We start from the raw sequence: 11411 nt of genomic DNA, 5'->3' as shown, positions 1-11411 counted from the left end.
ATTTTAATATGATTTCAAAAAAAGTGGCTCATGAGCATGAAGCCCGTGTCGATCAATGCTTCCTTTGCCACCAAACCACGTTGTGGACTGATATTAAAGGAGTTGGGTTTTATAAGCATCATTGAGGAATTTCTTCGCTACAATGGAACATTATAAGTGCCGTAACAATTTGTTATGGCACTTGATTGGGTGACTGTTTCGGTATTTGATGTTGCATCAGCATAGGCATACCAGCAGGTGTTTGAATATATCCTTTGTACCAATACACTGTGGCATAATAACCACTACAGATCAGGCCTAAAATCGCAAAGACAACGACCAACCAACCAAAGACTTTGGCCAACGAAACACCACGTCCTTGGTTATGTGACGCCCATGCGATTAAAACAATACCCAGAGCTATTGCAATGAGAGACACCATCTGGGCTATATGGAATAGGAATGCTTCACCTGACATCATTGGCATCTGGAAATAACCTGCATACCAGTATTTAATACTATAAAAAATACTGCATAATTCCCCTAAAATCCCAATAATAACAATCAGCCATCCAAATATTTTGGCTAATCCAATACTTTTTCCTTCATTACGTAATGCCCAGACGACCAACATGATTCCAAGCGCTATTGCGATAAGACCGAACATTTCAGCACTATGAAACAGAAACATCATGACACACCTCCTTTGCTCTTTTGTTGTTTACTAAAGCGAGGTATAAACCCGGGAGTAACCGCAGCATAGTCTTTATATTCCTCGCCAAATTCTGCCAAGACCTCTTTTTCTTCTCTACGTGCAAGACGAACATACATATAAACTAATATAGGAAACATGATTAAGGTTAAAATGGTTGGCCATTGTAGTAAAAAACCAATCATCACCAGAATAAATCCATCGTATTGTGGATGACGAATTTTGGCATACAGTCCTGTTGTGGCCAGTTGATGGCTCTTCTGAGCGCGATAAAGAGTACCCCAGGCTGATGCAATCATCCAAAGACCGCCAATAATGAAGACAAAACTTAAGATATGAAAGACATCAAAATGGGGATCTCCTTTCAACCCCAACAAAGTATGGAGTAAATGGCCACTGTCATGACCGTATAAATCCACTCCAGGATAATATTTTGAAAGCCATCCAGACAGTAAATAAATGGTTAAAGGAAAACCATACATTTCGGTAAAATAGGCAACCACAAACGCAGAGAACGCCCCAAAAGATCGCCAATCTCGCCTTGTCTTAAACGTGGTGGTAAAACTGTAAGCAAACAAAATGAAAATCGCTGAATTGACAATGACCAATAACCACAAACCATAGGCATAAGAAGTATGTTCCATTTCGATTAATCCTTATCCTCAGAGGAATCATTGTCCTTACTATCCGATTTATGGTGATGATTCTCTTCATGCCCCCCATGTCCTTTGTGCATAAAAAGATGCATCAAGGGACAGAGTAAAACTAACAGCACCAAAGGGGAAGCCCCCAGAAAGCTTGCAATATGAGCACCGTGCTCTACAATCAAGTAATAGCTAATAATCCCAATAATAATGATGGCCATGAGTCCTGAAGGAGAACTCCAAAAGCCCTTCTCTTTTTGTGGTTTTGGTGGCTTCGAGTGGCCCCCAAATGCAGGCGACATGATAGGCACTCCTTTGACTCATCAATTTGTATTAGTATAGTCCATCCTTAATAAAAGATTACGCCAGTCAGGCATCATTTCATAAATTGCTCGACTTTTGAACTTAAGTACTATCTTGTCTATACTTAAATTGATAAGTATTGGATTTAGAGTAGCTTAATCAGCTCTTTTACAAGGAGCGGCAATATGTGGACTTTAAAGACGTTGAAGTGGTTTGTTGCAGTAGCCGCTTTGATGGGTTCAAGTGCTGTAGCTTCTGCCTTTGATGCCTCAATCAAAACTGACTCACCAATAGGTTCCATAATATTAGCTTCCAATATACCTCATGCCCCTCATTGGAAACCTCATGGTGGACATGGCCGGTGGCATTGGGATGGACATAGATGGCATTGGATTCAATATCACTACAACTGGCATCAAAATTGGCACCATAATTGGCATCAAAACTGGCATCACGGTGGTGGTCACGGTGGCCATGGCGGACATTAAGAGTGGGAAATTCATTCCCAAATCTTGATGTGTGAGTAAAGGCATTAACCTTTTGTTAAGAAGGTTTTTTTGTGCCAAATATTCGGAAATAAGGCAGAAACAGGACAAATGCGAGCCAGAAAAGCCCTCATCAAGAGACTATGAAAAAAAGTATAACTAGCCACAGAAAAAATTGAAGCACTTAAATATCTTGTTCGAGATAATAAAAATCAATTAAGCCATTTAAATACCTTAAGCAATTTATTGCAACAACGGATTAATTATTTTAAGCAGATTATTAGCATCCATCAAAAACAAGAGGAAGAAGTAGCCGAAAATATGATGGCAAGTGTGACAAGGGACTTTAGCTCGCAAATCAGGTATACATCTTAGCCTTCACTATGCAAAATGGCGAATTTATTTTACTCAATTGAAAGCGATATTAATTTTATATTTTTACAATTAATACTTTTATTCATAATCAAAGTAAGTAATAGTCTTATATGAGTATGTTAAGAGCACGCTAAATAAAAGGAATTATAGATATGAAAATTGTTTATTTAATAATTAGCTTTATGATTCTTCTTTTGAATTCAGGCTGTGGCGGATTACGTCAAGTAAATGCAGATGCGAAAAATGTTAACTTGTATTTGTCCTATCCTACAGGAAATTGCCGTTTCTTAGGGATTATTAAAAACCCAAATGTACATGAAGTTGTGGATATCCGTTCCTCTTTAAAAGATCTAGAAAAAGATGATAATAATTTTTTAAAAAATGAAGGCGCAAAGTTAGGAGCAAATGTTATCGTTCTTGTAACCCATACACCAAAGGAAGCTCAAAAGAGATATGTAAGGGGATCAAAAAATTTAACAACTATTAATATCCATTCCGTAATAGCTAATGCATATTATTGTCCCCATGTGAAAATTGACCAATTACAACAAAGAAATTTAGAAATTAAGCAAACTCCATTATTTGAAAATGATGATCTGCAGATAAATGATTAAAAAATCCAGGATTGTCAGATAAATTGTCACCATCCTAAAGACATGAGGAAGGCTTTTCTTGGGAAGGGAAAGCCCAATACTCCAATAAACAAGATCATTGATAGGTGATAATGTTCCTCATTGATGGATTCATATCATGAAGGTGACTATTTATTCCTATGAATTCATAAAATAATTCCAATGGATGTTTGGCTTTTTAAAAAAGCACAGCAACTCCTAAGGTTATTGTATCTTGGGTGGTAGGCTCTCCTTGACTTTGAAGAATCCTCTTAAGAGCACCATACTCTACATCATGTTCGTACTCTGTAAAAATACTAAGACCTGGTTTAAGACGATAGTAAGGTCTAAGAATATAACGCATTTGGTTTAAGCCATTGCCAATCTCATTTTTGACGACGGTATGAGTGGCCAAAATGCTGCGAATTCCTGTGAGGAAGAAGAAGTTATTGGTCAGCTGGTTAGCCCGTGCTAACTGAATGTCAAATTTCACACTGCCATCACGGTAATACGTTCTAATGTTGGTATCAATATACCAAGGCATCAATCCTTCAATACCAATACCCGGTTGCCAATAAGGGCCTCCCGGGCGATAAAAATAATTGACCCCACCTTTAATGGCCCAAAATTGACTAATCAAATGCCAATAGAATACATCGATGTCTGCGTTTTCAACGGTTCCTTTATAAATTTCAGCGTCCTCAGTATACAGCTGGAGTTTATTGTAATCGGTGCCATAGAGACCTCTAAACGTCATTTCCTGAGCATTATGAAAAGGATCTTCACCGAGCTCCATATAGCTTGCGCGATAGAAGCCTTGATGATGCCCTGCGGGGTGTTTGATGAGTGAAGCATCCAGTGGCATGACTTCATCTTCTCGTACGATAGGTCGATTGATGTAGGCTTGTTGATAGGCGTAATTCTCTGGCTTTCGAGTGCCGTTGGCAATCTCGATGATGGTGGTGTATTGAAATACCCGCGCCATACCCGCGGTCATGTGCAAAAGATGATGGCAATGGAAAAACCATTGGCCGCTGGCCTCGGTATCAAAATCGGCAACGGCAGTCGCTCCTGGAGCCACCTCAATGGTATGCAATAAAGGATCGTAAGCCCCATGGCCATTGCGTAAAATAAACCAATGACCATGAATGTGCATGGGATGACGCATCATCGAATTGTTGGTAAAAATAATCCGATAACGCTTTCCTGGCTCAATCAGAATTGGTTTGGCCTTGTATTCCGGTAATCCATTAATAAACCAGATATAACGGTCCATGTAACCAAACAATTCCATTTTAATAATCCCATCGACCGCTTTATTCGGATTATTGGTTTTCACTGCTGCTTTTAACTCTTGGTATTTAGTTCCCAGGGTGGTGGCTTTTGCCGAATCAGGCGGCTGTATTTTATCGCCTATAATGGTCGGCTCAATAGGCATCTTCATGTTCATGGAGCCATTCATCGACATATCTTGTTCCATAGGCCCATCAGACTTCATGTTCCTATTCATAGACCTGTCATTAGCAGAGTTAGACGTCTTACTCTGGCTCATTGCGCTATGATTCATGTCCGGCATAACCATGCTCTTGTTCATTGCAGTCGATGAGGAGTCAGATTTCATTTGAGCAGAGTTAGACGTCTTATTCTGGCCCATTGCGCTATGATTCATGCCCGGCATGGCCATGCTCTTGTTCATCGAGGTCGAAGAGGATTTGGGTTTCATGGATGAGGTGTGAGTGGAATGATTGGATGCCTTGTCCATTTTCTTTTGGGGAGTCATGGAGGACATCGAGTGGTTCGCGCTTTGCGAGCTCATTGTTTGCGCGTGCGAAGGCATGGTCATGGAGGATTTCATCGCTGTTGATGATGTTTTTTTGTTCATCAAGCCGTGCTGTTGGTTTCCATCCATCGCCCCGCCATTCATAGACTGCATCATGTTGGCCATCATTTCTCTTGTAACAGGAAGTGGCTCAGGGAAAGGAGTCACTTCCTGAGTGTTGACGACTTGATTAGGATAGGTTATTAAGGCTCCATAGGCTTTACCCAGAGTATCAATCGACTCGGCATAAATAATGTAAGGCTTGTTTTTTTGAATTGTCACCAGAATATCGTAGGTTTCACCCGGTGCAATCCAAAAATCCTCAATGGGATAAGGGGTCACATCATTTCCCTGAATATGCACCATGTCCACTTTGGCATCAGGAATTTTAACACGATAGATGGTACTTGCTCCTGCGCCAATAAAGCGTAATCGCACCGTATCCCCTACCTTCACAGGGGCAGTCCAAGGATGAGATTTAGGCCGACCATTTAATAAATAGGCATCATACGCCACATCACTTAAATCATAGATACTCATCCGCATTTGTTGCATCATTTTATAATCAGCGATTAATTTTTTACGCTCCTCAGGGGAGGCTTTACGATAATCATGAAGAAACTTCATGAGTGAGGGTTGCAGGGGAAATCGAGGACCGTAATAATCGCCGTCTTTTTTTAAATTCGCAAGCACTTGTTCGGCAGGGGTGTTGCTCCAATCGGATAACACCACCACATAATCTTTGGTGTAGTGATAACTTGGGGGACTCGGTGGGTCAATAATAAAAGTCCCATATAAACCTTCTTGTTCTTGAACCTTGGCGTGGGCGTGATACCAATAGGTCCCCCGTTGATAAAGCTTAAAGCGATAATGGAACACGCCTCCTGGGGGAATTGGTTTTTGACTCACCTCATCCACCCCATCCATTTGCCAAGGAACCAGTAAACCATGCCAATGAATGGACGTTCCCTCATCCAAATGGTTATACACATTGATGGTGACCTCATCTCCTTCTTTAAAATGCAACGTAGGGGCTGGAATTTGCCCATTAACAGCAATGGCGCGCCTGGGTTTGCCTACAAAATTCACCGTTTTATAAGCAACCACCAAATTAACCGTATGCTTTGCGCCACCGGTCATGGTGAGAGGGGTCACCGTTTGAACAGGTTGCTTTTTAGTAGCCTGTTGCTCTGTCTTGTTTTTCACAGATTTGGGTTGAGACGGTGTTGCCTTGGGAGAAGTCAGTGTTGGAGTTGAAGCACCATGTTGCTCATGCTGGGCAAACAAAGCAGAAGAACTGAGCAGTAAAAAGGAAAAAACAAAGAAATGACTCCATATTGAACAGCGCAAATCCTTTTGTACCATGTTTGTATCCTTCCATAAAAATCGTATTAATACGGCGATACCGTCTTTTCTGCTTTGACAGGCAGAACACCATACCCATAGCGGTAGACTAATTCCGCTCCATACCAAGCCGTCGTGAGTAACAGCACTTGGGCAAGGAACAATGCCATTAAGAAGGGAAGCGTCGTTTTTTGGTGTCTAATATAACGCCAAATCACCCAGAAAGCCATAAGTAAAAGGACACTCGCAGTAGCCAGTGCCCAGTTGCGGTGAATCACTTTGACGGCATGCACCATGGCTCCATGTTTCACTGTATAAAAGGCATAAAACCCAGCGGACACGGTGGTCATCGTGCTCAATGCCGCCAGCCATAAACACCAACGAGCCACTATGTCCAATTCGACAATCAACGGCTTGGTGTTCCAATGAGTGTAAGAGGCTAAATAGGTTACGGTATAAAGAATCACCGAAACAGTAAATAAGGCCACGGTAAAATGAACAAAAATGGGGTGCCAATTGGGAATAATTTCTATCATGGTCGATGTGCTCCTTAGTTTAGTTTGGGGAACCAACATCTCCTTCCCTCATTTCTTCCTACAAAAAATAGCGAATTGGCTATTCTGTTGTCCCTTTTTATTTCTTATTTTTGTCAATTAAATTGTTATCCGTTATGCTAAAGGTCCAAGATGAAAATAGCAACAATCAACCGGGTTGTTTTTAGTCGTTGGCAAGGACAAGAAAAATAATGTTGAAGGAATGGTTATGAACGCTAAGGATTGTTTTGCAGCGAATGAATACGAAGAAAAAGCAAGAGAACCCATTCCTCTGGCTGATGAGAGCGAGTGTCATGAAGCCAGGGACTTAGAGAATGAGATGAGCCTTGACGAAGAGTTTGATGCGATACGCTCCATCAATTAACATCCTCGCCTGTTAATCAGGGTCCTTATAGAGCGCGTCAAACCAATGCCTCATCACATCATTACGCATGATTCGGACGGATTCCAACGAATCCCTTATCCCCTGTGCCAAGTCATGCTCTATTTTTTTAAAGACGTTGTCTTCAGTAGTCCTGCGGCGATTGGCTTCTATGGGATGCTCTAGTAATTCGATGGCCTTCATGACTGGATTCAATTTTTCAGAAAACACATAACGACTGATGCGCATAGGATGGGTTTTCTCAAGCCACCAGGATAAGAAAGGATTACTTAAGCTTCGCACCAAGGGTTGCATTATTTTTTGGTAAATCGAATCATTGGCTTCGGATGTTTGACGAACCTTGTCAAACGGTTGCGTGGAGCTCGTTGTGCAAAGTTGTGTTAGGTCACGCTCTTCAAAACGCACCTGATATTGTTCTTTACTGCAATCGGGATCGCCTGTTGGATTAATAATCATCATTTCATAAAGCCCTGGCTGCAATTGCTCAATGGCATCACTATGCTCTAAAATGGCACGATGGTGCAAACGAACGACTTGGGCTGAAACAAAGATTCCTAAATGCCCAATCGAGGGGTGAAGAAGATAAACCACTCGCTGTTTCGCCTCTTTTAAGGCTTGCGTCGTAGGATAAATCGTTCGTATCCAATGCAAAGCCTGCCTCGGTGGGGTAATTTGATCGCCCTGGGAAGCAAAAAGAACTATGGGACTTCGAATGCGTTTTAAATCGTAAATGCATCCTTTATGAATTGGCATTTCACCACGCTCCAATTGATTGCCAATAAAAAGATGGGTCACTGTGGCTATTATCTCTTCTTGACTAAATTGGTAAAAACCATTCCACCAGCGTTCAAACTCTAAAAATCGCTGCCGCTCCCCATCGATTTCATCAAATAAACCATAATATTTATCCCAAATCGCTGTGGTTGGGTTGAGTAACTCAAAATTAGAGACCAACCACGCCCCATCCAATACCCCTTCTTTTAAATCCGATAGAAAGCGGGCACTCCAGGCACCACCTAAGAGTCCCCCTAATAATTGCATGGGGTTGGCTTCTTCTTCACTGCTGGACCAATAAGAAACCGGTGAGCCATTCATGACCGTCAAACCAACCGATCCCACACAATCAGAAGCCAATAATGCCAACATCCAACCGGCTTGACAATTACCATAAAGAATGGGCGCTTTGCCTTCATGCCATGCTTGGACTTTTTCAACAAAATGGCGCAAAGTGGCTAAGACATCGGCGAGCGTTTGATGAGGAACAGGGTTAGGATAAAAAATAACAAAGTACACGGGATGGCCACTATGAAGTGCAATGCCTACTTCAGAGTCTCGTTTGAAGCCACCAATCCCTGGTCCATGGCCTGATCGGGGATCGATAATAATAACTGGATGCGCATGAGGGTCAAAACACGCTTCAAAACAAACATCACCAACCTCAAGAATTTTAACCAAAGCATAATTCGTTTTAGGCTCCAATGATTTCCCATCGAGGACTAATTCGTATTTAAAATTAAGCAGTGGGGGCAACCCTTGTTGTTCGTGCTCCATCATGTTATTGGCACGTTCACGTAACGTATCCCAAAATAAAATAGAACGCTGCCAACAATCCAGTTGATAAGAAAAAAAATCATGCCCCATTTGATAAAGCGAGTCGATGTTGTCCTTGTCCATGCATCACCACTATCCTAAATCTCAACCTCTTTACCTATTGTGGACTAGAGATAAGATTTTTACAAAAATTTTCTCTCCATCCGATAACCGATAGGCACAAGACCTATTAACGACAACAACGGCTCAAGGACGTGCTTAAAGAATAATAAAATCAAGTCTTAACCGTTTGTTGTTGAGCAACAGATAATCTATTATGGTAATAAATCATTGGGTTAAGAAGAATCTCATGAAAAAAATCAATTTTCTATTGTATTTATTAACCATGCTCGCCATATCCTTTGTAACCATGGGTCATGAAATCACTGGAACTTCAGAGAATGCGAACCAAACCAAGCACATGTATCGTGGCTCCTCGATCACTCTTGACGAGTTAGCACAAGTTGCGGATTTATCCTCCGCACGAGATCAAAAAGGAAATCCCGTGACCCTAGAAGAAGAAAGCTATCAAGTGGGCTCTTTTACAAAAGGCACTGTGACTGTCATTCCCCAAAGTGGAAAAGCGGACGATGTCATTACCTTGGATTTAAAAGCAAATTAGTGCATAAAAATCTGATGCTACTCAACATGAGCTGAATAGGGAATAAATCCACCATATGCTTTGTTGGTCATGATGTCAGTGCCTCTGATATGGCCATTTACCTCTGCAGCCTCGGTACTTGGCGACAGTAATCTACAAATAAACCACGGAACAACACAAGACATCATGACTCAATCCTTGATTAATTAGGGGCATCCGAAGGATACAAAGTACGCAGCTGTGCCAACACTTTTTGTAATTTTTGCCAGTTGGCTTCAGTTCCTTCTTTATCATTGGCATCACCGGTTTTATCAAGGCGAGTGGCTAATTGATTGACATAGCTTAAATTTTGTTGCAGTGTTTTTTTCTGTTCCTCTGACAAATCCTTGCTTAAAGCAGGTAATGCGTTGACTAAATCACGAATGGCGAACGCATGCTGGTGTATGGACGTTAAATCATCACCACTGAGTACTTGATTCATCGATGCCACATGCTTATCTACCGCCTCCCAAATGGCCGGAATGGTTTTAGGAATGGATTTCGTTGGCTCTTCAGTAGAATCAGCAATGGCTTGAGAATACCCACAAACCAGCAAAACACTGGCAATAAGCCCCAACCAGAAATGCTTTCTTTGTTTTAAGGTCATGTGCTTCATTTTTTTTCTCCTTGCTCTGTTTTATCTTCTTGTCTGCGCTTTTCTCGCCATGCTTCCATGGCATTATATACCGTAGGCACCACCAGCATATTAAGTACTGTAGAAGTCAATAATCCGCCCAAAAGCACCTGAGCCAAAGGGCGCTCCAATTCTTTACCCGCAGGCGAACCCCATAACAAGGGAATTAAGCCAAGGGCCGCTGTGGCGGCAGTCATTAATACCGGCACTAAGCGGTCCATGGTGCCATTAATAACCACTTGTTCCCGAGTTTTTCCCTGCAATCGCAATTGGTTGTAATGACTCACTAAAATGATTCCGTTTCTCGCAGCAATTCCAAACAGCGTAATAAACCCAATCATGGCCGCCACACTCATCTCGCCACTCACCACAAACAGTGAAATGACCCCGCCAATGAGTGCCAAAGGCAAATTAAACATCACCAATAACGCTTCTCTAAACGTACCAAAGGCTTTATGCAGCAATATCAACATAATAAAAATCACCAAGCCACCAAAAACTAAAATCACTCGAGAGGCTTGTTGCTGACTTTCAAATTGGCCGCCGTATTGAATAAAATAACCGGTGGGGAGTTTGATTTTTTCTTGTACTTCCTGCTGCACTTCGGCAATCACGCTGCCCAAATCGCGTCCCTGCACATTGAAAGAAATCACTAACAATCGTTGCACGTTCTCACGATTAATTGCAAAAGGTTGCGGTTCCAATGCTATCTCTGCCACAGCCCGCAACGGGATTTGCGCATTGGTGTTTTCTCCCACACCATGAGCATCGATCAGCATGTTTTGAATGTCCTTGACGCTGTCACGTCCTGGTTTATCCATTCGCAGATATAGATCAAACGTTCGTTGCCCCTCTAAAACGCTGGAGACGCTCACACCATTCAGAAGCACTTGCACGTCTTCCGAAATCTGTCCCACATTGACCCCATAGCGAGCTGCTTTTTCGCGATCAAGTTGAATCACCAATTGGGGTACTTTAATCTGCTGCTCCTTATTCACATCCACTACCCCGGGTACTGATTTTAACAAAGCCTCCATTGACAGCCCTAATTCATTGAGAGTGGATAAGTTATCACCAAAAATTTTAATAGCGACCTGTGCTCGTACACCTGAAAGCACTTCATCCATACGATGAGCAATGAATTGCCCCACGTTAAATACGGCTCCAGGAATATTCGCCAAATCCGCACGAATGTGACGCAGCAATTCATCGGGTCTCATGGACTTGTCTTTATCAAAGTTAAGAAGCACATCAAATTCACTGATGTTGGGTGGTAGCGCATCTTCATCAAGCTCACTGCGCCCTGCCCGCTGCGCAATGGAAATCACTTGCGGATAGC

General features: G+C 42.0%; 14 protein-coding genes. 5 read left to right on the top strand and 9 right to left on the bottom strand.

The genetic code is table 11. The annotated features are described in order from the left end of the window. Positions 1-172: 172 nt before the first annotated feature. Genes ACWTEW_RS02230 through ACWTEW_RS02220 form a run of 3 tightly spaced genes read right to left on the bottom strand, consistent with a single transcriptional unit; the run spans position 173 to position 1637 of the window. A complete protein-coding gene (locus ACWTEW_RS02230) occupies positions 173-673 on the bottom strand; it encodes a hypothetical protein (protein ID WP_454783581.1) in 501 nt (166 codons plus the stop codon). Further along, positions 670-1335, bottom strand: coding sequence for a methyltransferase family protein (locus tag ACWTEW_RS02225; protein ID WP_454783580.1), 666 nt, complete (start codon positions 1333-1335; stop codon positions 670-672). Before ACWTEW_RS02225 ends, ACWTEW_RS02230 begins: the two co-directional genes overlap by 4 nt. A gap of 5 nt (positions 1336-1340) precedes the next feature. Further along, a complete protein-coding gene (locus tag ACWTEW_RS02220) occupies positions 1341-1637 on the bottom strand; it encodes a DUF2933 domain-containing protein (protein WP_454783579.1) in 297 nt (98 codons plus the stop codon). 186 nt (positions 1638-1823) lie between these two features. Between ACWTEW_RS02220 and ACWTEW_RS02215 the strand changes: the two genes are divergently transcribed. The 3 genes from ACWTEW_RS02215 to ACWTEW_RS02205 all read left to right on the top strand — a co-directional run bounded on the left by ACWTEW_RS02215 (position 1824) and on the right by ACWTEW_RS02205 (position 3112). Continuing rightward, the gene (locus ACWTEW_RS02215; RefSeq protein ID WP_454783578.1) at positions 1824-2126 is read left to right on the top strand and encodes a VrrB; all 303 of its coding nucleotides are present in this window, start codon (positions 1824-1826) and stop codon (positions 2124-2126) included. A gap of 171 nt (positions 2127-2297) precedes the next feature. Beyond that, complete coding sequence (locus tag ACWTEW_RS02210) at positions 2298-2498, top strand: CHASE3 domain-containing protein (protein ID WP_454783582.1); 201 nt, start codon at positions 2298-2300, stop codon at positions 2496-2498. A gap of 152 nt (positions 2499-2650) precedes the next feature. Continuing rightward, positions 2651-3112 (top strand): DUF4156 domain-containing protein, encoded by a 462-nt coding sequence (locus ACWTEW_RS02205; RefSeq protein ID WP_454783577.1) that lies wholly within the window; start codon positions 2651-2653, stop codon positions 3110-3112. 196 nt (positions 3113-3308) lie between these two features. Here ACWTEW_RS02205 and ACWTEW_RS02200 read toward each other — a convergent pair whose 3' ends face one another. Both ACWTEW_RS02200 and ACWTEW_RS02195 read right to left on the bottom strand, forming a co-directional pair. Further along, complete coding sequence (locus ACWTEW_RS02200; protein ID WP_454783576.1) at positions 3309-6293, bottom strand: multicopper oxidase domain-containing protein; 2985 nt, start codon at positions 6291-6293, stop codon at positions 3309-3311. A 26-nt stretch (positions 6294-6319) separates the two neighbouring features. Continuing rightward, positions 6320-6847: a DUF2231 domain-containing protein gene (locus ACWTEW_RS02195; RefSeq protein WP_454783575.1), complete on the bottom strand. Its 528-nt coding sequence runs from the start codon at positions 6845-6847 to the stop codon at positions 6320-6322. 187 nt (positions 6848-7034) lie between these two features. Here ACWTEW_RS02195 and ACWTEW_RS02190 point away from each other — a divergent pair, with 187 nt between their 5' ends. Next, positions 7035-7190 carry a hypothetical protein gene (locus ACWTEW_RS02190; protein WP_454783574.1) on the top strand — a complete coding sequence of 52 codons (156 nt, stop codon included), beginning with the start codon at positions 7035-7037 and terminating at the stop codon, positions 7188-7190. A gap of 12 nt (positions 7191-7202) precedes the next feature. On the opposite strand, the gene ACWTEW_RS02185 is transcribed toward ACWTEW_RS02190, so the two are convergent. Next, the gene (locus ACWTEW_RS02185; RefSeq protein WP_454783573.1) at positions 7203-8882 is read right to left on the bottom strand and encodes a DUF3141 domain-containing protein; all 1680 of its coding nucleotides are present in this window, start codon (positions 8880-8882) and stop codon (positions 7203-7205) included. Positions 8883-9108: 226 nt separating this feature from the next. Here ACWTEW_RS02185 and ACWTEW_RS02180 point away from each other — a divergent pair, with 226 nt between their 5' ends. Continuing rightward, complete coding sequence (locus ACWTEW_RS02180) at positions 9109-9420, top strand: hypothetical protein (RefSeq protein ID WP_454783572.1); 312 nt, start codon at positions 9109-9111, stop codon at positions 9418-9420. Positions 9421-9437: 17 nt separating this feature from the next. Here the strand turns inward: ACWTEW_RS02180 and ACWTEW_RS02175 are convergent, their stop codons facing one another. The 3 genes from ACWTEW_RS02175 to ACWTEW_RS02165 form a co-directional block, all read right to left on the bottom strand. Then, the gene (locus ACWTEW_RS02175) at positions 9438-9587 is read right to left on the bottom strand and encodes a hypothetical protein (RefSeq protein WP_454783571.1); all 150 of its coding nucleotides are present in this window, start codon (positions 9585-9587) and stop codon (positions 9438-9440) included. Between the two features lie 14 nt (positions 9588-9601). Then, on the bottom strand, positions 9602-10054 hold the full coding sequence (locus ACWTEW_RS02170) for a transporter (RefSeq protein WP_454783570.1): 453 nt from the start codon (positions 10052-10054) through the stop codon (positions 9602-9604). Then, on the bottom strand, positions 10051-11411 hold a 1361-nt coding region (locus tag ACWTEW_RS02165; protein WP_454783569.1), incomplete at its 5' end, for an efflux RND transporter permease subunit. The genes ACWTEW_RS02170 and ACWTEW_RS02165, both read right to left, overlap by 4 nt.

It is taken from the genome of Legionella stuttgartensis, from assembly GCF_977063405.2.
This window is presented reverse-complemented; position numbering and strand designations above follow the sequence as displayed.